This is a genomic window from Streptomyces sp. NBC_00461, assembly GCF_036013935.1.
Taxonomy (GTDB): domain Bacteria; phylum Actinomycetota; class Actinomycetes; order Streptomycetales; family Streptomycetaceae; genus Streptomyces.
Genome location: NZ_CP107902.1, coordinates 6,865,880 through 6,884,979, shown reverse-complemented (window position 1 = coordinate 6,884,979; position 19,100 = coordinate 6,865,880). Strand labels below are relative to the sequence as shown.

Genomic DNA, 19,100 nt, shown 5'->3' with positions numbered 1-19,100 from the left:
GGTTAGGTTGGGGGGCCTGGAGAGGGGGGCACGAGCAGGTGGAGCGCAGGACGATCGGCGCGGGGGCACTCGAGGTGGGGGCCGTCGGCCTTGGGTGCATGCCGATGAGCTGGGCGTACAGCGGGTCGCGGCAGCGGGGCGACGAGTCGGTCCGGGCCGTGCAGCGCGCGCTGGACGCGGGCTCGACGCTCCTGGACACGGCCGACATGTACGGCCCCTTCACCAATGAGCTGCTGGTGGGGCGTGTGTTGAAGGAGCGGCGCGAGGACGCCTTCGTGTCGACGAAGGTGGGGCTGCTGGTGGGTGAGCAGCACATCGTGGCCAATGGCCGCCCCGGATATGTGAAGCGCGCCTGCGACGCGTCGCTGCGGCGCCTGCAGACGGACGTCATCGACCTCTACCAGCTGCATCGGGAGGACCCCGAGGTGCCCGTCGAGGAGACGTGGGGTGCGATGGCGGAGCTCGTCCGGGCGGGCAAGGTAAGGGCGTTGGGGCTGTGCGCGGTCGGTGCGCGGGGCGGCCGCAGGTCCGGCGGCCGGCTGCACGACGCGACGATCAGGCAGCTGCAGCGGGTGCAGCAGGTGTTCCCGGTGAGCGCGGTGGAGGCCGAGTTGTCGGTGTGGTCGCCGGAGGCGCTGGAGTCGCTGCTGCCGTGGTGCGAGGCGCGCGGCGTCGGCTTCCTGGCCGCGATGCCGCTCGGCAACGGCTTCCTGACCGGCACGCTCACACCCGGTGAGGGATTCGAACCGGACGACGTCCGCGCCCGCCACCCCCGTTTCACCGCGGAGATGATGGCCGCGAACCAGCCGATCGTGGCGGGCCTGCGCCGCGTCGCGGCCCGCCACGGCGACGAGGTCACGCCCGCCCAGGTGGCCCTGGCCTGGGTACTCACGCAGGGGCGGCACGTGATCCCGGTCCCGGGCACCAAACAGGAACGCTGGGCGACCGAGAACGCGGCATCCACGGCGCTGAGCCTGACACCCCGGGACCTCACCGAGATCGCGGAGCTGCCGGCCGCACGAGGATCCTGGGACTGACAGCCGCAGCCACATCCCCGGAGCAGCCGGGAGCGCGGAGATCCCGACCGAGCCGGGATCCTGACCTGCGCTGGGCCCGGCCCGCGGGGATCCTGGGAGGTGAGGACAGCGGTCGCGAGACCGGAAACGGACGGGGTGGCTGCGGCGCCGGAGAATCCGGATCGGTTGATCGGGAACCTGCGGGGCGCGAGCGGTGTAAGACAAGTAGAACCTGCCGCTGGACCGCCGCCCGAAGGGACCAAGATCGTGCTACGACGAGCTGTGCCGGCCGTGCTGGCCGCGACCGCACTCCTGCTGACGGCCGGCTGCTCCTCCGGCGGAGGTGGGGGTGGAGGGTCCGCCGGGGCCGGTGACGGCAAGACGCCGGGGAGTACGACGGCGAACTCGTCCCCCTCGGAACAGTCAGCCGAGCAGGCCCCGCCCGCCAAGGGCTCGGTCAAGGTGCTGCGGACGGTCGCCACGGGCCTGAACACGCCCTGGGGCCTCGCCCCGCTGCCCGACGGAGGCCTGCTGGTCGCATCCCGCGACAAGGGGACGATCACGAAGGTCGACGAGAAGACGGGCAAGAAGACCGAGCTCGGCACCGTGTCCGGCGTCTCCCCGGCCGGCGAGGGCGGCCTGCTCGGCATCGCCCTCTCCCCGGACTACGCCTCGGACCACATGGTCTACGCGTACTTCACCTCGGCCTCGGACAACCGCATCGTCCGCATGCTGTATGACGCGAAGAAGCCCTCCGGCGAACAGCTGGGCGCGCCCGACACGATCTTCAAGGGCATACCCAAGGGCTACATCCACAACGGCGGCCGCATCGCCTTCGGCCCGGACAAGATGCTGTACGCGGGCACGGGCGAGAGCGGTGACCGTGGCCTGGCCCAGGACAAGAAGTCCCTGGGCGGCAAGATCCTTCGGCTGACCCCGGAGGGCGAACCGGCTCCCGGCAATCCGTTCCCGGACTCCCCCGTCTACACGTACGGCCACCGCAATGTGCAGGGCCTCGCCTGGGATTCCAAACAGCGCCTGTTCGCCTCGGAGTTCGGCCAGGACACCTGGGACGAGCTGAACGCGATCAAGCCGGGTGACGACTACGGCTGGCCGGACGCCGAGGGCAGGTCGTCCGACTCCAAGTTCCACAACCCGATAGGCCAGTGGCACACGGACGATGCCTCCCCCAGCGGCATCGCCTACGCCGAAGGTTCCCTCTGGATGGCGGGACTGAAGGGCCAGCGCCTGTGGCGGATACCCCTGAAGGGCACCAAAGCCTCGGCCGACCCGCAGGCCTTCCTCTCCGGCGCGTACGGCCGACTGCGCACGGTGGTGTCGGCGGGCGGCGACAAGCTGTGGCTGACGACCAGCAACACGGACGGCCGGGGGAACCCGAAGAGCGGGGACGACCGGATCCTGGAACTGCAGGTGAAGTAGGCGGCTGCCGCTCGTTGGCGGGCCGCTGCTACTCGGCGGGCTTCGACTCCGCCGACTCCTCCGGCGTCTGTGACGTGTCAGCGTTCGGCCGTCGTACGACGACCTTTCCGGACGAGAGATCTATCGGGCCTCGCCCGGGGTCCGCGTCCCCCACGTCCTCCCGGGTCAGCTCCAGCCGCTTCTGTTCGTCCTGGGTGTGCTTGCGGCCCGGGGCGAACAGTTCCTCGAAGGCGTTGAACATGGTGTCCCCTCTCTCATCCGGCGACCAACCGGTCCCCGTCCCCTGTCGCGAACAGCTCCAGCCGATGGGCGACGGCGGCGGCCTCTCCTCTTCCTGAGACGCCGAGCTTGGCCAGAATGTTCGAGACATGGACGCTGGCCGTCTTCGGGGAGATGAAGAGTTCCTCGGCTATCTGGCGGTTGGTGCGGCCGGCGGCCACCAGGCGCAGGACGTCGCGTTCCCGGCTGGTGAGGCCGAGGGCCTCGGCGGGGTCGGCGGGCCGCCGGGCCGGGACGCGGCCCAGGCCCAGGCGGGCGCGCTGCGCGAGCAGCGCCACAGTGTCGGAGAGCGGGCGGGCACCGAGATGGTCGGCGACGGCGTGGGCCAGTCGGAGCAGCTCGGCGGCACGGTCGCGCTCGTCCTCGCCGCCGGCCGCGAGGAGTGCCTCGGCCAGGCGGTGGCGGACGCGGGCGAGGTCGTAGGGCCGATCCAGGCGTTCGAAGGCAGTGACCACCTCCGACCAGGTGTCGGCGCCGTCGTGGCCCTCGGCCCGGGCGAGTTCGGCGCGCACCCACCGCTCGTGGGCGAGCCAGACGGGAGCATCGGTGGTGGTCTTCCTGGCGGCCTCGCGGAGCCGTTGGAGAACCTCGGCGCGGCCCGCCGCCGCGACGGGCAGGGTGCGGGCGTCGGCCTCGGCGGTCGCGGCGGCGAGGAGCAGGGGCCAGCCGTAGCGCTGGGTGCCGGGCGGGATGTCGGGGACCAGGACGCGGGCGAGTTCGGCTCGGGCGTCGAGGAGACGGCCCTCGCCGGCGGCCACGCCGATCTCGATGCGGGACAGGAGGAAGGTGTGCTGAGGCATGGGGTCGTGCGTGCCCAAGTAGGCGCGGGCGGAGGCCAGTTGGCGGGCCGCCTCGGGCAGGTCGCCGCGACCGAGGGCGACGTGCGCCAGACACACGGCGCCGCCGCCCTGGGGCTTGGCGCTGAGCCCCACGCGCAGGGCGCCCGCGGCGGCTTCGGCGGCCTCGTCCCAGCGGCCCAGGGAGTACAGCGCCGCCGAGAGGTTGGCCCACACCCAGGCCTCGGAGTCCAGCTGGCCGAACTTGCGGGTGTAGGCGAGGCCCTCCTCCAAGAGGGGCACGGCTTCCCGGGTGCGGCCGACGGCGTCAAGTTCGGAGGGCAGATTGACGTAGGCCCGCCCGGCGACGTACGAGACGCCTTCGGCGAGAGCGCGGTCCCTGACCTCGTACATCTCCGCGAGGCCCTGCTCGGCGGAGCCCGCGTCGACCATGAGGCCGCCGAGGGTGAGGCGGGCGTTGAGTTCGATCTCGCGGGCGCCGACCATGCGTGCGTACTCGACAGCGCGCTCGGCGGCCGAGAGGGCGTCGGGGCCGGGTTCGTGGAGCATCGACCAGTTGGCGGCGGTGGCCAGCACCTCGGCGTGCACCTCGGAGGGCGGCAAGCCGCGCATGAGCTGCTGGGCGGTGCCGAGTTCCTGCCGGCCGTCGCCGCGGGCCAGGGCCTGCACCAGCCGGGAGCGCTGGACCCAGAACCAGGCGGCGCGCAGGGGGTCGCCCTCGTCCTCCAGCAGATGCAGCGCACGCTTGGTGATCTTCAGGGCGCGTTCCCGTTGCCCGGAGAGCCGGCCGGCGACCGCGGCCTCGGCCATGAGGTCGAGGTAGCGCAGGGGTGTGGTGGCGGGGTCGCAGCCGCAGGGAGGGTAGACCTCGGTGTAGTCGATGGGGCGCAGCTGGTCCCGGATCTCCTCGGGGGCGGTGTCCCACAGCTCCATCGCCCGCTCCAGGAGCCGCAGTTGTTCGCTGTAGGCATGGCGGCAGCGGGCCACGACGGAGGCGTCCAGGACGGCGGGGAGGGCCTTGGCGACGTGGTGGGCGTGGTACCAGTAGCTGGCCAGGCGCATGACGCGCTCGCCGGCGGGGACGAGCGTGGGGTCGGCCTCCAGGGCCTCGGCGTAGCGGCGGTTGAGGCGGGAGCGCTCGCCGGGCAACAGATCGTCACTGACGGCCTCGCGGACCAGGGAGTGGCGGAAGCGGTAGCCGTCGCCGGCGGACGTGGCCAGCAGGATGTTGGCGTTCACCGCGGCACGCAGCGCGTCGATCAGGTCGTCCTCGGTGAGCCGGGCGACGGCTGCGAGCAGCCGGTACTCCACGGTGGAGCCGCCTTCGGCGACGATCCTGGCGACCCGCTGGGCGCTCTCCGGGAGGCTTTCGACGCGGACCAGGAGCAGGTCGCGGAGGGAGTCGGTGAGGCCGGTGCGGCAGCCCTCGTGGGCGCAGACGGCGAGTTCCTCGACGAAGAAGGCGTTGCCGTCGGAGCGTTCGAAGATCTCGTCGACCTGAGTCGGGTCGGGTTCGGCGGCGAGGATGCCGGCGATCTGGCGGCCGACTTCCTCCCGGTTGAAGCGGCTCAGCTCGATGCGGCGGACGGTGCGCAGCCGGTCGAGTTCGGCGAGCAGGGGGCGCAGCGGGTGGCGGCGGTGGATGTCGTCGGCGCGGTAGGTGGCGAGGACGAGGAGTCGGCCGGTGCGCAGGGTGCGGAAGAGATAGGCGAGGAGGTGGCGGGTGGAGGCGTCGGCCCAGTGGAGGTCCTCCAGGGCGACGACGACGGTGCGGTCGGCGGCGACGCGCTCCAGGAGTCGGGCGGTGAGTTCGAAGAGGCGGGCCATGCCCTCCTCGTCGTGGCGGCCTCCGCTGGACTCGCCCAACTCGGGCAGCAGGCGGGTCAGTTCCTCCTCCTGCCCGGCGGCCGCGGCGGCGAGCTGGTCGGGCAGTTCGCGGCGCAGGGCGCGCAGGGCCGTGGAGAACGGGGCGAACGGCAGTCCGTCGGCGCCGATCTCCACGCAGCCGCCGAGTGCCACGACGGCGCCCTCCCGGCAGGCGGCGGTGGCGAACTCCTCGACCAGCCGGGTCTTGCCGACCCCGGCCTCGCCACCGATCAGCAACGCCTGCGGCTCGCCCGCGGCGGCGCGGGCGAGCGCATCGTTCAGCGTGTCCAGTTCTTGGATGCGACCCACGAACACCGGACTGACGGACCTGGTCTCCACGAGCCCGAGCATCGCACGAGGGTCCGACGACGCGGCACCGGTTTTCAGTGAGCCGTCGTCCTGCCCGTTGCTCGGCGTCGGCGGTGCCGTCCTCTGGGGGTCGCCACCCCCTGACCCCCGCTGAGGGCGGCCGTCCCCCGTGCGGCCGTCCTCCCGGAGCCCCGCGCTCACGCCGCGCGGGCGGACCGGAGCCGGCGAAGGCGGCGGCTATGGCATTCGTCCTCGTCGGCGCCCCGTGCGGCTTCGCGGTGGGCGGCGCGGCGCACACGGGCGACCTCGTGGGCCAGGCGCTCCTGCTCGGCCCGACGGATCAGTTCGGCGGAGCGGAGCTGCGAGATCTCGTACTCGTACATGTCGTGTCCCTTGTGAGAGGCGGTGTGTCGGCTTCGCTTTCTGCGATGCCTCAACCTTCGTCTCCAAGGGGGGTGCGCCACATCGGGAGAGTTCCGCATCTTCGGCGGCGCCCGGGGCCTTAGACGTGCCTGAGGGGCCTCAGACGCATCCGTAAGGTGCTTACGGACGCCCTAAGACCCCTCAGGACCTGCGGTGATTCAGCCTGCGGAGGGCAGCCCCAGCAGGATGTCGGTGTACTTGAGGACGGCCAGGAGCAGGCCGATGACGCCGAGGGCGACACCGCCCCAGGCGACCGACTTGATCCAGGCCGGCTGCGGCCTGCCGGGGGCACCGAAGGCCGGCCGCGCGAGGACCACGACGCCCACGACCAGCGCGAGCAGCGCGAAGACGCCACCCCACAGGGCGCTGGTCTGCCAGGCGTCGCCGTAGACCTCCTTGATCTGCTTGGCGACGCTCGCGTTCTGCGCGGTCCCCAGCTGGCCCACGAGCGTCTCGCGCGCGGCGGCCACCGTGCCGATCCAGCTGCCGGTCAGCGAGACGATGCCGAGCGCGGCGGAAACGACAGCTCCCGCGCCCTGGCCGACGCCGGCCGGGGCCGTCGCTTCGTCCTCGACCACGTCCTCGGCGGCCTCGACGTCGGCGTCGTCCGCCTCGGCCGTGGCCTTGGTCTCGGTCACCTCGTCGGCCTTGGTGACGTCCACCTTCTCCTCGTCGGTCGTGGTCTCGGCGCCCGTTTCGGCTCCGGTCTCGTCAACTGTCTTGGTTCCCATGTCCGGCACCGTACGGATCCTGTCTGAGAGACTTCTTAATGATCGTTGTGCGCGGCACGCGCGCGTGCTTCACGCCATTCCGGGGCGAGGATCGACCACACCTCCAGGTCGTGCCGTAGGCCACGATAGGGGTGCGCCTCCCGGCGTACCCCATCGCGGGTCATGCCCAGACGGCGGGCGACGTTCAGGCTGGGCTCGTTGCCCGAGGCGGCGACCCATTCCACGCGATGGATGCCTCGCTGCTCGACCGCGAAGTCGATCAGCACCCGCATCGCGCGCGTGACGAGGCCGCGTCCGGTGCCGGCGGGCTCCAGCCAGCAGCCGACCTCGCAGTTGCCGGTGTCCGCCTCGAAGTTGAGGAAGAGCACGCCGCCCACAAGCTTTCCGTCCAGCCAGATGCCGTGCAGGGACGCGGTGTCGGCGGCGCGCATGTCGGCGTAGCGCTGGAGCGCCTCGCGCGCGGAGGGCACGTCGACGGCCTTGGAGCCGAACGGGATGAACTGCCCGATGAACTCCCGCCCGCGCTCCAGGTGCGCCAGGAACTCCTCGGCGTGCCACGGCTCCAGCGGCCGGAGTTCTGCATCGTCACCCAGAGATATCGCGTACATCCTGTTCCCGCCCCTTCGCCAGTACGTCCGCCACCTCGGCGTCCGTCGCGGCGGCCAGCCTTTCATGGGCGGCGCGGCACTCCGGCGGTTCGATGCTGATGCGGGGCAGGCGCTGGTCGAGCCAGCGGGGCAGCCACCAGTTGGCGCCGCCGAGCAGGTGCATGAGGGCGGGCACCAGCAGGGTGCGCAGGACGAAGGCGTCGAGGGCGACGGCCGAGGCGAGCGCGATGCCGAACATGGCGATCACACGCTCGCCGCTGAGGACGAAGGCGAGGAAGACCGAGATCATGATGACCGCGGCGGAGTTGATCACCCGGCTGGTCTCGGCGAGCCCGACGCGGACGGCGCGCCGGTTGTCACCGGTCTCCAGCCACTCCTCGTACATCCGGCTGACCAGGAAGACCTGGTAGTCCATGGAGAGTCCGAAGAGGACGGACACCATGATCACGGGCAGGAAGGGCTCGATCGGGCCCGCGCGGCCGAGGCCCAGCAGCTCGCTGCCCCAGCCCCACTGGAAGATCACGACGACGACGCCGAAGGCGGCTGCGACCGCGGCGACGTTCATCGCGGCGGCCTTCGCGGGGATGCCGAGCGAGCGGAAGGCGAGCAGCAGCAGGAGGCAGCCGAGGCCGATGACGACGCCGACGAACAGGGGCAGCTTGCCGACGATGACGTCGGCGAAGTCGTCGTAGCTGGCCGTCACGCCGCCGACGTGCAGGTCGAGCGAGGTGCCGGTCTCGGCGCGCGGCAGCACCTCGGTGCGCAGCCGGTCCACGAGATCGCTGGTCTTCTGCGACTGGGGTTCGGAACTCGGGACGATCGTGAAGTACGCGGTGTTGCCGCCGGTGTTGTACGTCACCGGTGTCACCGAGGCGACACCCTCGGTGGTGCGGATGGTGGCGTCGAGGTTGTCGAGGGCGAGCTTGTCCTCGGCGCCGTTGACGCGCGTCGCCACCGTCAGCGGACCGTTGACGCCGGGCCCGAAGCCGTGCCCGAGGAGGTCGTAGGCCTGGCGTGTCGTGGACGACCTGGGGTCGTTGCCCTGGTCGGAGGTGCCCAGGTGGAGGGAGAACGTGGGCAGCGCGAGGACGGCCATGACGGCCAGCGCGACGATGCCGAGGACCTTGGGGTGGCGCTCCACGAACGCCGACCAGCGGGCGGCGAGCCCGGTCGGCAGCTCCGGCTGGGGCCCGTGCTCCTCCAGATGGCGCCGCTCGCGCCGGCTCAGGGCGCGCGGGCCGATGAAGGACAGCAGGGCGGGCAGCAGGGTGACGGAGGCCGCGACCGTCAGGACGACGGTCAGGGAGGCGGCGATCGCGACGCCGTTGAGGAAGCTCAGCCTGAGGATCAGCATTCCCAGCAGGGCTATGCAAACGGTGGCACCCGCGAAGACCACCGCACGGCCCGTGGTCGCCACGGCGCTCGTGACCGCCTCGGTGACCGACAGCCCGCGTTTCAGTCCGCGCCGGTGTCTGGTCACGATGAACAGCGCGTAGTCGATACCCACGCCGAGCCCGATCAGCATGCCGAGCATGGGCGCGAAGTCGGCGACGGTCATGGCGTGCCCGAGCAGCACGATCGCGGCGTACGCGGTGCCGACGCTCACCAGCGCGGTCGCGATGGGCAGCACCGACGCGGCGAGCGAGCCGAAGGCGAGGAAGAGCACGACGGCAGCCACGACGACGCCGACGATCTCGGCGACGTGCCCGCCCGACGACGCGGTGAGCGCGATGGCGCTGCCACCGAGCTCCACCTGGAGCCCGTCGGCCTCTGCGGCCTTGGCGGTGTGCACGACAGCCTCGGCCTCGGACTTCTTGATGTCCTCGGCGCGGTCGTCGAAGGTGACGGTGGCGTACGCGGTGTGCCCGTCGGAGCTGATCCGGCCGGTTCCCTGGCCGTCGTAGGGGCTGCTCACCGAGGCCACCCCCGGCAGGTCCGCGATCTTGTCCAGGGACTGGGTCATCGTCTGCTCGACGTCGGCGGCCCGGACGGAGCCAGGCGTGGTGTGCCAGACGACGGTGTCGCTGTCGCCGCCGAACCCCGGGAACCCCTCCTGCAGCAGCTGCATGGCCCGGCCCGACTCGGTGCCGGGGGCCTCGTAGTCGTTCGAGTACGCCGAGCCCGTGACGGCGGCGGCCGCGCTCACCCCGCCGAAGGCGAGGAGCCACAGGAGGACCGCGACGAGGCGGTGCCGAACACACCAACGTGCAAGGGCTGCCACGAACGTGCTCCCAGGGGACGATTTGTTGATCTTTGGCCGGGAACAGTCGTTCACACCATGAACAGCCCGCAAAGAACGCATGAGCAATGCGAGGTCCACTCTTGCAGGCAGAAGTGATCGTTCATGCCATTCGTGGCTTTATTCACAGGAATGGGAGGCAGATCACAAGACAGTAACGGTGACTCTGTCACCTCAGTCGAACTGGTCTCCCAGGGCCATCACCATCGCCCCGACGACCATCAGCCACAGCGCCCGCCGGGTGCGCCCGCGCGACCCGAGGAACGCGGCCAGCGCGCAGACCGCGGCGCCCAGGGCATAGGCGGCCGGCACCAGCGTCGGCGCGGTCCCGTGGGCGCGAAGCACCGCGGCGGCCAACCCTGCGAGGGCCAGCAGCACCCCGGTCCCGGCCGCCGCCCAGCGGGCCCGCCGCGCGTCCTCGCCCGGATCTCCGACATCCCCGGCATCGCCGCCGTCACCGGCGTCACCGGCGTCACCGGCGTCGTCGACGTCCTGGATCTCGGTCGGGTCGGAATCACCGCGTCCGCTCATGGCGGGCGAGCGTAGCGCGTACCGCCGGGAAACCGGCTGCGGAGCACACCGCACGGCTGCTAGCTTCCGCGGGTCAGCTGCCACCGGCTCCTCGCCGACGACCGAAACGGGTGCATTTTTTGAAGGTCCGACCGAGCTCCTACGCATCGCCTTCCACTACGAAGACCTCAAGGAGCCCGTTCACCGATGTCCGACATCACTTCCAGGACCTCGAACGACCCCCTCACTGACCGGCTGAACCACCCGGCCTACCCGCGCAGCAGCCAGTACGACGCCCGCTGGACCGTCGAGAACCAGATGGGCCCGCATGCCCTGTGGCTGCTGGAGTGGCTCGCCCCCGCACTCGGCCTGAACGCCCTGCGGCCCTGTGCCCGGGTACTCGATCTGGGCTGCGGACGTGCGATGACGTCGGTCTTCCTCGCCAGGGAGTTCCACGCCCAGGTCACCGCGGCCGACCTCTGGGTCAAGCCCGACGACAACGCCCGCCGCATCGCGGAGGCCGGATTCGCCGACCGTGTGCTGCCCGTGCACACCGAGGCGCACGACCTGCCCTTCGCCGAGGGCGGCTTCGACGCGATCGTGAGCATCGACGCCTATCAGTACTTCGGCACCGACGACCTCTATCTGCCCACGCTCACCCGGCTGTTGAAGCCCGGCGGACGGATCGGCGTCGTCGTACCGGCACTTCGGGAGGAGCCCGAAGGCGTCGAGCCGCCGGAGCATCTGAGGCCCTGGTGGGAGCCCGACTTCTGGTGCTTCCACTCTCCCGGCTGGTGGCGGCGCCACTGGACCCGCAGCGGGGCCGTCGAGGTCGAGACGGCCGACTGGCAGCCGGACGGCTGGCGGGACTGGCTGCTGTGGTGCGAGGTGGTCGCCGAGGAGAGCACGGACGAGTTCCACGTCCGGATGGCGGGCCGCTGCGCGGAGATGCTCCGCGTGGACCAGGGGCGCTCACTCGGATTCGTCCGCGTCGTGGGGCGCCGTAAGTAGGTGTGGGGCGTCGTAGCCGGTCCGCGGGACGGCGTGAGTCGAGCAAGGGGACGGCCCCGGAGGGGATGCCTCCGGGGCCGTGCACCATCTGGCGTCAGCCCTCGCTGACGCCCAGCTTCTCCAGGATCAGCTCCTTGACGCGGGCCGCGTCGGCCTGACCGCGGGTCGCCTTCATGACCGCGCCGACCAGGGCGCCTGCCGCGGCCACCTTGCCGCCGCGGATCTTGTCGGCGATGCCCGGGTTGCCGGCGATGGCCTCGTCGACGGCGGTGCCCAGGGCGCCCTCGTCGGAGACGACCTTCAGGCCGCGCTTCTCGACGACCTCGTCCGGGGTGCCTTCGCCCGCGAGGACGCCTTCGATGACCTGGCGGGCCAGCTTGTCGTTCAGCTCACCGGAGTTGACCAGCGCGGTGACCCGGGCGACCTGCTCCGGCGTGATCGCCAGCTCGTCGAGCGGGAGGCCCGACTCGTTGGCGCTGCGGGCCAGTTCGCCCATCCACCACTTGCGGGCGGAGGCGGCGTCGGCACCGGCGTCGATCGTGGCGACGATCGGCTCCAGCGCACCGGCGTTGAGGATCGCCTGCATGTCGAGGGCCGTGATGCCCCATTCGGCGACAAGCCGGTTGCGGCGGGCCAGCGGCATCTCGGGCAGCCCCGCCCGGATCTCCTCGACCCACTCGCGCGAGGGGGCCACCGGCACCAGGTCCGGCTCGGGGAAGTACCGGTAGTCCTCGGCCTCCTCCTTCACTCGGCCCGAGGTTGTCGACCCCGTGTCCTCGTGGAAGTGGCGGGTCTCCTGGATGATCGTGCCGCCGCTGTTCAGCACGGCCGCGTGCCGCTGGATCTCGAAACGGGCCGCACGCTCCACGGAGCGAAGCGAGTTGACGTTCTTGGTCTCACTCCGCGTGCCGAACTTCTCCCGGCCGTGCGGGCGCAGCGACAGGTTCACGTCGCAGCGCATCTGCCCCATCTCCATGCGGGCTTCCGACACACCGAGCGCCTTGATGACCTCGCGCAGCTCACGCACATACGCCCGGGCGACCTCGGGAGCGCGCTCGCCCGCACCCTCGATCGGCTTGGTGACGATCTCGATGAGCGGGATGCCGGCGCGGTTGTAGTCCAGCAGCGAGTGCGAGGCGCCATGGATACGGCCGGTGGCGCCGCCCACGTGGGTCGACTTGCCGGTGTCCTCCTCCATGTGTGCGCGCTCGATCTCCACGCGGAAGGTCTCGCCGTCCTCCAGCTGTACGTCGAGGTAACCGTTGAAGGCGATCGGCTCGTCGTACTGGGAGGTCTGGAAGTTCTTCGGCATGTCCGGATAGAAGTAGTTCTTCCGGGCGAAGCGGCACCACTCGGCGATCTCGCAGTTCAGCGCGAGACCGATCTTGATCGCCGACTCGATGCCGATCGCGTTGACGACCGGGAGCGCGCCGGGCAGGCCGAGGCAGGTGGGGCAGGTCTGCGTGTTGGCGTCCTGGCCGAGTTCGGTCGAACAGCCGCAGAACATCTTGGTCTTGGTGCCGAGTTCGACATGGACCTCAAGGCCCATGACGGGGTCGTACGACGCCAGCGCGTCCTCGTACGACTCCAGGTCGGTCGTGGTGGTCACGGTGAAACTTCCCTCTCAGCCCAGCAGGACGTCGTCGTCGCCCAGCCGCTTCAGCTCGCGGTACAGGACGGCGAGGCCGGTGACGATTCCGACGGCGGCCACCGTCGCGTCGAGCAGTCGCAGCGCGTCCTGTTCGGAACGTGCCTTCTTGATCCGCTTGGCGACACCGAACGCGCCGAAGGCGGTGGTGGCGATGGACACGTACATTCCGGACTTGGACTTCTTGAAGTCCTGAGCCTTGGTCAGTGTCTTGGTCACAGCGACGGAGCCTCCTCCAGGAGCGGGTGGCCCCACCTTTCCACGAAGGCGGCCTCGACGGCGGCGCCGACCTTGTACAGACGGTCGTCCTTCAGCGCCGGGGCGATGATCTGCAGGCCGACCGGGAGGTTGTCCTCCGGGGCCAGACCGCAGGGCAGCGACATGGCCGCGTTGCCCGCGAGGTTCGTGGGGATGGTGCAGAGGTCGGCCAGGTACATCGCCATCGGGTCGTCGGCGCGCTCGCCGATCGCGAAGGCGGTGGTCGGGGTCGTCGGCGAGACGATCACATCGACGCCGGTGCCCTGCTCGAAGGCCTTCTCGAAGTCGCGCGTGATGAGCGTGCGGACCTTCTGGGCGGAGCCGTAGTAGGCGTCGTAGTAGCCGCTCGACAGGGCGTACGTGCCGAGCATGATGCGGCGCTTGACCTCGGGCCCGAAGCCCGCCTCACGGGTGAGGGAGGTGACCTCCTCGGCCGAGTGGCTGCCGTCGTCGCCGGTCCGCAGGCCGTAGCGCAGGCCGTCGAAGCGGGCGAGGTTGGACGAGCACTCGGACGGGGCGATCAGGTAGTACGCCGACAGCGCGAGGTCGAAGGACGGACAGTCCAGCTCGACGATCTCGGCGCCCAGCTCCTTGAGCAGGGCCACGGCCTCGTCGAACCGCTGGATGACGCCGGCCTGGTAGCCCTCGCCGCGGAACTGCTTGACGACGCCGACTCGCATGCCTTCGACGCTGCCGTTGCGGGCGGCTTCGACGACGGGCGGGACGGGTGCGTCGATGGAGGTCGAGTCGAGCGGGTCGTGTCCGGCGATGACCTCGTGGAGCAGCGCCGCGTCCAGGACCGTACGGGCGCAGGGCCCGCCCTGGTCGAGGGAGGACGAGAACGCCACCATGCCGTACCGCGAGACCGCGCCGTACGTCGGCTTCACGCCGACCGTGCCGGTGACGGCGGCCGGCTGGCGGATGGAACCGCCGGTGTCGGTGCCGATGGCGAGGGGGGCCTGGAAGGAGGCGAGGGCGGCGGAGGAGCCGCCGCCGGAACCGCCGGGGATCTTGGTGAGGTCCCAGGGGTTGCCGGTCGGGCCGTAGGCGCTGTTCTCGGTGGAGGACCCCATGGCGAACTCGTCCATGTTGGTCTTGCCGAGGATGACGACGTCGGCGGCCTTCAGCCGCTTGGTGAGCGTCGCGTCGTACGGCGGGATCCAGCCTTCGAGGATCTTCGAACCGACGGTCGTCGGGATGCCCTCGGTGGTGAAGATGTCCTTGAGCGCGAGCGGGACGCCGGCGAGTGGGCCTAGCTTCTCGCCCCTTTCCCGCTTCTCGTCGACGGCGCGGGCCTGGGCCAGAGCGCCCTCCCGGTCGACGTGCAGGAAGGCGTGCACCTTCTCGTCGACGGCCTCGATCCGCGCCAGGTGGGCCTCGGTGACCTGGACGGCCGTGAGTTCGCCGGACGCGATCTTCGCGGCGGTGTCGGCGGCCGTGAGCTTGATGATGGTGACGTTGTCCGTCATGGCGGTTAGTCCTCCCCCAGGATCTGCGGCACCTTGAAACGCTGCTGCTCCTGGGCCGGGGCGCCGGAGAGCGCCTGCTCGGGGGTGAGCGACGGACGGACCTCGTCCGGCCGCATGACGTTCGTCAGCGGGAGCGGGTGCGAGGTCGGCGGTACGTCTTGGTCGGCGACCTCGCTGACGCGGGCGACCGCGCCGATGATGTCGTCCAGCTGGCCCGCGAAGTGTTCGAGCTCTTCGGGTTTCAGCTCCAGACGCGCCAGCCGGGCGAGGTGGGCGACCTCCTCGCGCGTGATGCCAGGCATGCAGCGTTCCTCTGGGGTGAGTGTGTGTGGTTTGGGGCCAATCCTATGGGGCGAGGGCCGGTCGCCGTTAAACGGTTTGCCGGCCGCGCGCTCGTCACCCTCGCCGCCCCTCCCAGGCCTGGCTCTTCATGAAGTGGTTGTCGTACAGCTCCTGCACCTCCAGCAGGCTCTCCGGGGTGACTTCGCCGAGCGCGATGCGCTGGAGGTGGCGGAAGTACTCGAAGCGTTCGACGCCGGGGGTGAGGACGATGAGCAGGTCGGCGTCGGCGCCCGGTACGGCGGAGAAGGCGTGCGGTTTTCCGGGCGGGACGATCACGAGGTCGCCCGGGCCCGCGGTGACGACGTCCTCGCCGGACAGGATCTCTGCGGCGCCGTCGAGCAGGAAGAACATCTCCGCGGAGTTGTCGTGCCAGTGCGGTTTCGCACCGTCGGCGCCGTCCGTGAGGGTGACGCGCTGGGTGGACAGCGCACCGCCGGTCCGGCTGCTGTCGGCCAGCAGGCGGATGGTGGTGGGCGCGCGGCCGACGACTTCGGCCTCCGCCTCGCGGACGATCACGGACTCGTCGAACTTCGGAACGAACAGCGACATCTTCGGACCCCCGGTGCTGGTGTTGACGGCTCGGACGAGGAACGGTCAGACGAGGAACAGCAGGACGGCACTGATCAGTACAACGATCGCCGTGGCGAAGTGGATCCCGAACGCCACGGCTTTCGTGCCGCCGTTGCGCAGGACTATCAGTGTGTCGCCGAGCGGCACGACTGCCACGCACAGCATCATCCAGGCCTCGGCGTGCGCCCCGGCGAAGGCCAGCAGCGCGAGGCCGACCAGGCCGAGGGTGCCGTCCCTGAGGCCCTTGATCGTGAGGTAGGCGCCGGCGTCGCCCGCGGGGTCGGCGGGCGCGCCGTATCCGGCGGCGGCGGAGGCCGGCTGGAACAGGAACCGGTAGCCGAGGAACAGGCAGAACAGGTTGAGCACGACGGCCAGGGTGTAGGCGGTGACGGTCACGACTCTTCTCCCCATCTCTTGCCGCTAGCGGCGCTAGCGATGAGAGCGAAGCTATCAGAACGTCGACAGATTGGCTAGCGCTGCTAGAATTCCTGGCATGTCGATCCAGACGCGCCGGGAGCGCGAACGAGCGGAGCGCGAGCGGCTGATCGTCACGGCCGCGCGGGAACTGGCGGAGGCCGAGGGCTGGGACGCGGTGACGACCCGCCGGCTGGCGGCGGAGATCGAGTACAGCCAGCCGGTCCTCTACAGCCACTTCAAGGGCAAGGACGCGATCATGGCCGCGGTCGCGGTACAGGGCTGCGCAGAACTGGCGGAGGAACTGCGCACGGCGCGTACGGCGGTCAAGGGCACGCGCGAGGCGCTGGCGGCGGTCGGCGAGGCGTACGCGGCCTTCGGACGACGGCGGCCCGCGCTCTACGACGCGGTGTTCACGCACGCCGTGGATCTGCCGTTCGCCACGGACGAGGCCCCGGAGCCCTTGAAGCGGGCCTTCGGAGAACTGGCGCAGGCGGTCGAGCCGATCGCGGCCGAGGGCGAGGACGTGGGTCTGCTGACGGAGACGTACTGGGCGGGACTGCACGGCCTGGTGACCCTGATGCGCAGCGGCCGCCTGCCCGAGAGGGCACACGAGGACCGGCTGGCCCTGCTGATCGGGCATTTCACGGCGGGGGTCGGGTGAGCGCCTGAACCAGGGTGAAAGGGTGGGCGGGTGGGCGGACTACTCGTCGGTCGCCGCGGCCGGCAGCGCTGCCCGAGGCCGCTGCCACCCTCGTGATCCGCGCGCCAGCAGCCACGCCGTCGTCTCCTCGGGCGGCATCGCCGCGGCCACCAGCCACCCCTGTACGGCGTCGCAGCCCATGTCGCGCAGGCGTTCCCAGGTCTCGTCGTCCTCGACTCCCTCGGCGACGACGAGCAGGCCGAGGGAATGGGCGAGGTCGACCGTGCAGCGGACGATCTCGGCGTCCTCCGTGTCGACGGCCAGCCGGGCCACGAAGGAACGGTCGATCTTCAGCTCGCTCACCGGGAGCCGCCGCAGATGCACCAGGGACGAGTAGCCCGTGCCGAAGTCGTCCAGCGACATCTTCACGCCGTGCCCGGTCAGGGCGGCCAGCGTGTCCGCGGCTCGCTGCGGGTCCTCCAGCAGGACGTGTTCCGTTATCTCCAGTTGGAGCGCTCCCGCCGGGACCCCGTGCCGGGCCAGCCGCGCGGCGACGGAGCCCGCGAAACCGGGGGTGTGGACGTCACGCGGGGAGACGTTGACCGCGACGGGCACGAACAGTCCCTGCGCCCGCCACCGGGCCACCTGCCCGAGCGCCGTCTCCAGCACGTACTCCGTGAGGTGGGGCATCAGCCCCGACGACTCGGCGATCGCTATGAACTCGTCCGGCGGCACCTTCCCGCGCTCGGGATGCACCCAGCGGACGAGGGCCTCGAGGCCGGCCACCTGTCCGTCGAAGCGGACCTTGGGCTGGTAGTGCAACTGCACCTCGTGCGCGTCCAGCGCCCGGCGCAGGTCGCCCAGCAGGCCCAGCCGGTCCGGGGTGTTGGAGTCCCGCTTGGACTCGTACACCTCGACGCCCGTACGGTCCCGCTTCGCCTGGTACATCGCCACGTCCGCGCGCCGCAGCAAGCCCTCGGCGTCCAGTGCGTGGTCCGGGAAGACGGCGACGCCCGCGCTGGCCTCCAGCACGAGGGTGAGTCCGTCGAGGTCGAGCGGGGAGCTGAGCTCGGCCACCAGCCCGCGGGCCACCCGGGTCGCGGACGTCGTGGAGTCGGCGACCGGCAGTAAAACGGCGAACTCGTCCCCGCCGAGCCGCGCGGCCTCCGCTCCGCGCGGCAGCGCGACGCGCAGGCGGTCGGCGATCTGCAACAGCAGCCGGTCACCGGCGAGATGCCCGAGCGTGTCGTTGACCGAGCGGAAGCGGTCGAGGTCGATGAGCATCAGGGCGGACCGGGCACCGATCCGCTCGGCGTCGTCCAGCGCGGTCCAGATGCGCTCCAGCAGCCACTGCCGGTTGGGCAGCCCGGTCAGCGGGTCGCGCAGTTGCTCCTCGGCGCGGGCGCGAGCGATCCACAGGGTGGAGTCGAGGGCGATCAGCGGGATGGAGAACAGTGGCAGCAGCACCGGCTGGGCGACGGCGACCACGCAGACCAGCGGGGCGATGCCGAGCAGCGCGACCGCGACCAGTCCCTGTCTGACCAGGGCGGTACGGGCGACGGTGGGCACACCGCCGCGCGGCGCGTGCAGATACCAGAGCAGGATGCGGGTGACCAGGAGGTACGCGGTGGCGACCAGCACCACCTCGGGGGCGGTGTAGAGCGTCCAGGTGTCGGGGTTCCAGGGCGTCTCCACGGACGGCACGCGTCCGAAGGCGCCCAGCACCAGGGCTCCGGCACCGATGCCGAGGATGTCCACCGAGCCGTGCAGCACACCCTGGCGCCAGCGGTTGCGGCGGGCGACACCGACCAGCACGACGACGGTGACGCTGACCATGCCCGCGGGCACCCAGCCGTACAGCATCAGGACGGCGAGGGTGAGGGCGGCGCCGGAGCCGGTGCCGCCCCACCAGCGGGAGCGGCCGAGCATCACCAGGTGGCCGACGATGATGCCGGTCAGCACGGCCAGCGACCAGCCGACGGCGCCGGCCGGAAAGAGCGCGTGGGTCCCGGTGAACGCCCGGTAGAAACCGGCGCCGAGGACGAAGGCCGCCGACCCGACGACCGCCGCCGGCAGCGCGGGCCAGGACAGATGGCGCTCGTGTTCGGCGCCCGGCATCGCTGAGGACGCGTCGGCTGTGAGGTGCGGGGCGCGCCCGTCGGTCACGGTGTACTGTCCGGTGGCGCGCCCCTCCGCGCCCGGACGCTCCGACGGCCGCCCGGCCCCCCGGCTCGCCCGCCATGCGCCGGTGGCCCGGCGCAGCCATGAGTCAGGGGCGGCGCTCTCGGTCGGTTCCATTCCCGTCCCTCTCACAGCCGGCGGTGCCCACGCCACGCGGCCCGATGCCCGACAACCATCAACGGCACCGCGTTGGAAAACCCTTCCCCTCGCTCACCAAGAGCCAAGGGGATGCCCCGACCGCAGCTGGGCACGGCAGGTGCACACCTCAACAGTAGGCCGCAGAAGGCTTCTACGGGCAGCGGTCGTGGACGGTTGCCCGAATGCACCCCAGCCACCCTTATGCATC

The 19,100-nt window shown here is 71.1% G+C and carries 18 protein-coding genes; 4 read left to right on the top strand and 14 right to left on the bottom strand.

What is annotated here, in order from left to right; genetic code table 11:
* The first annotated feature begins 38 nt into the window (after window positions 1-38).
* Both OG870_RS32235 and OG870_RS32230 read left to right on the top strand, forming a co-directional pair.
* A complete protein-coding gene (locus tag OG870_RS32235) occupies window positions 39-1,037 on the top strand; it encodes an aldo/keto reductase (RefSeq protein ID WP_266521940.1) in 999 nt (332 codons plus the stop codon).
* A 261-nt stretch (window positions 1,038-1,298) separates the two neighbouring features.
* Window positions 1,299-2,456, top strand: a complete 1,158-nt coding sequence (locus OG870_RS32230; RefSeq protein ID WP_266844839.1) for a PQQ-dependent sugar dehydrogenase — start codon at window positions 1,299-1,301, stop codon at window positions 2,454-2,456.
* 28 nt (window positions 2,457-2,484) lie between these two features.
* On the opposite strand, the gene OG870_RS32225 is transcribed toward OG870_RS32230, so the two are convergent.
* The 7 genes from OG870_RS32225 to OG870_RS32195 all read right to left on the bottom strand — a co-directional run bounded on the left by OG870_RS32225 (window position 2,485) and on the right by OG870_RS32195 (window position 10,239).
* Window positions 2,485-2,697: a DUF6191 domain-containing protein gene (locus tag OG870_RS32225; RefSeq protein WP_266521938.1), complete on the bottom strand. Its 213-nt coding sequence runs from the start codon at window positions 2,695-2,697 to the stop codon at window positions 2,485-2,487.
* A 13-nt stretch (window positions 2,698-2,710) separates the two neighbouring features.
* A complete protein-coding gene (locus OG870_RS32220) occupies window positions 2,711-5,749 on the bottom strand; it encodes a helix-turn-helix transcriptional regulator (protein ID WP_266590139.1) in 3,039 nt (1,012 codons plus the stop codon).
* Between the two features lie 155 nt (window positions 5,750-5,904).
* Window positions 5,905-6,090, bottom strand: coding sequence for a hypothetical protein (locus OG870_RS32215; RefSeq protein ID WP_327691767.1), 186 nt, complete (start codon window positions 6,088-6,090; stop codon window positions 5,905-5,907).
* Between the two features lie 198 nt (window positions 6,091-6,288).
* Window positions 6,289-6,861, bottom strand: coding sequence for a hypothetical protein (locus OG870_RS32210; RefSeq protein WP_266521932.1), 573 nt, complete (start codon window positions 6,859-6,861; stop codon window positions 6,289-6,291).
* Between the two features lie 35 nt (window positions 6,862-6,896).
* Window positions 6,897-7,469: a GNAT family N-acetyltransferase gene (locus OG870_RS32205; protein ID WP_266521930.1), complete on the bottom strand. Its 573-nt coding sequence runs from the start codon at window positions 7,467-7,469 to the stop codon at window positions 6,897-6,899.
* Window positions 7,447-9,690 (bottom strand): MMPL family transporter, encoded by a 2,244-nt coding sequence (locus OG870_RS32200; RefSeq protein ID WP_327691766.1) that lies wholly within the window; start codon window positions 9,688-9,690, stop codon window positions 7,447-7,449. The genes OG870_RS32205 and OG870_RS32200 overlap by 23 nt, the downstream gene beginning before the upstream one ends.
* A gap of 192 nt (window positions 9,691-9,882) precedes the next feature.
* Window positions 9,883-10,239, bottom strand: a complete 357-nt coding sequence (locus OG870_RS32195; RefSeq protein ID WP_327691765.1) for a hypothetical protein — start codon at window positions 10,237-10,239, stop codon at window positions 9,883-9,885.
* Window positions 10,240-10,425: 186 nt separating this feature from the next.
* On the opposite strand from OG870_RS32195, the gene OG870_RS32190 reads away from it, so the two are divergent.
* Entirely contained in the window at window positions 10,426-11,229 is an 804-nt protein-coding gene (locus OG870_RS32190) for an SAM-dependent methyltransferase (RefSeq protein WP_266590133.1), read from the top strand.
* Window positions 11,230-11,323: 94 nt separating this feature from the next.
* Here OG870_RS32190 and gatB read toward each other — a convergent pair whose 3' ends face one another.
* From gatB to OG870_RS32160, 6 genes are all read right to left on the bottom strand, one after another.
* Entirely contained in the window at window positions 11,324-12,838 is a 1,515-nt protein-coding gene (gene gatB / locus OG870_RS32185; RefSeq protein ID WP_266521918.1) for an Asp-tRNA(Asn)/Glu-tRNA(Gln) amidotransferase subunit GatB, read from the bottom strand.
* Between the two features lie 15 nt (window positions 12,839-12,853).
* On the bottom strand, window positions 12,854-13,045 hold the full coding sequence (locus OG870_RS32180) for a hypothetical protein (protein WP_266523752.1): 192 nt from the start codon (window positions 13,043-13,045) through the stop codon (window positions 12,854-12,856).
* 47 nt (window positions 13,046-13,092) lie between these two features.
* Entirely contained in the window at window positions 13,093-14,604 is a 1,512-nt protein-coding gene (gatA, locus tag OG870_RS32175) for an Asp-tRNA(Asn)/Glu-tRNA(Gln) amidotransferase subunit GatA (protein WP_266521916.1), read from the bottom strand.
* Window positions 14,605-14,609: 5 nt separating this feature from the next.
* Window positions 14,610-14,906, bottom strand: coding sequence for an Asp-tRNA(Asn)/Glu-tRNA(Gln) amidotransferase subunit GatC (gatC, locus tag OG870_RS32170; RefSeq protein ID WP_030231941.1), 297 nt, complete (start codon window positions 14,904-14,906; stop codon window positions 14,610-14,612).
* Between the two features lie 94 nt (window positions 14,907-15,000).
* On the bottom strand, window positions 15,001-15,495 hold the full coding sequence (locus OG870_RS32165; RefSeq protein ID WP_266843851.1) for a cupin domain-containing protein: 495 nt from the start codon (window positions 15,493-15,495) through the stop codon (window positions 15,001-15,003).
* 45 nt (window positions 15,496-15,540) lie between these two features.
* Window positions 15,541-15,912, bottom strand: a complete 372-nt coding sequence (locus OG870_RS32160) for a DUF4267 domain-containing protein (RefSeq protein WP_266521910.1) — start codon at window positions 15,910-15,912, stop codon at window positions 15,541-15,543.
* Window positions 15,913-16,009: 97 nt separating this feature from the next.
* Between OG870_RS32160 and OG870_RS32155 the strand changes: the two genes are divergently transcribed.
* Window positions 16,010-16,594 (top strand): TetR/AcrR family transcriptional regulator, encoded by a 585-nt coding sequence (locus OG870_RS32155; RefSeq protein WP_266590111.1) that lies wholly within the window; start codon window positions 16,010-16,012, stop codon window positions 16,592-16,594.
* A 39-nt stretch (window positions 16,595-16,633) separates the two neighbouring features.
* Here OG870_RS32155 and OG870_RS32150 read toward each other — a convergent pair whose 3' ends face one another.
* On the bottom strand, window positions 16,634-18,871 hold the full coding sequence (locus OG870_RS32150; RefSeq protein WP_405624875.1) for a putative bifunctional diguanylate cyclase/phosphodiesterase: 2,238 nt from the start codon (window positions 18,869-18,871) through the stop codon (window positions 16,634-16,636).
* Window positions 18,872-19,100: the final 229 nt, after the last annotated feature.

Coding starts and splice junctions, on each gene's coding strand:
- OG870_RS32155 (WP_266590111.1), top strand. CDS start 16,010: ATGTCGATCCAGACGCGCCGGGAGCGCGAACGAGCGGAGCGCGAGCGG.
- OG870_RS32195 (WP_327691765.1), bottom strand. CDS start 10,239: ATGAGCGGACGCGGTGATTCCGACCCGACCGAGATCCAGGACGTCGAC.
- OG870_RS32210 (WP_266521932.1), bottom strand. CDS start 6,861: ATGGGAACCAAGACAGTTGACGAGACCGGAGCCGAAACGGGCGCCGAG.
- OG870_RS32180 (WP_266523752.1), bottom strand. CDS start 13,045: ATGTACGTGTCCATCGCCACCACCGCCTTCGGCGCGTTCGGTGTCGCC.
- OG870_RS32190 (WP_266590133.1), top strand. CDS start 10,426: ATGTCCGACATCACTTCCAGGACCTCGAACGACCCCCTCACTGACCGG.
- OG870_RS32205 (WP_266521930.1), bottom strand. CDS start 7,469: ATGTACGCGATATCTCTGGGTGACGATGCAGAACTCCGGCCGCTGGAG.
- OG870_RS32215 (WP_327691767.1), bottom strand. CDS start 6,090: ATGTACGAGTACGAGATCTCGCAGCTCCGCTCCGCCGAACTGATCCGT.
- OG870_RS32165 (WP_266843851.1), bottom strand. CDS start 15,495: ATGTCGCTGTTCGTTCCGAAGTTCGACGAGTCCGTGATCGTCCGCGAG.
- OG870_RS32225 (WP_266521938.1), bottom strand. CDS start 2,697: ATGTTCAACGCCTTCGAGGAACTGTTCGCCCCGGGCCGCAAGCACACC.
- gatC (WP_030231941.1), bottom strand. CDS start 14,906: ATGCCTGGCATCACGCGCGAGGAGGTCGCCCACCTCGCCCGGCTGGCG.
- OG870_RS32220 (WP_266590139.1), bottom strand. CDS start 5,749: ATGCTCGGGCTCGTGGAGACCAGGTCCGTCAGTCCGGTGTTCGTGGGT.
- OG870_RS32150 (WP_405624875.1), bottom strand. CDS start 18,871: ATGGAACCGACCGAGAGCGCCGCCCCTGACTCATGGCTGCGCCGGGCC.
- gatA (WP_266521916.1), bottom strand. CDS start 14,604: ATGACGGACAACGTCACCATCATCAAGCTCACGGCCGCCGACACCGCC.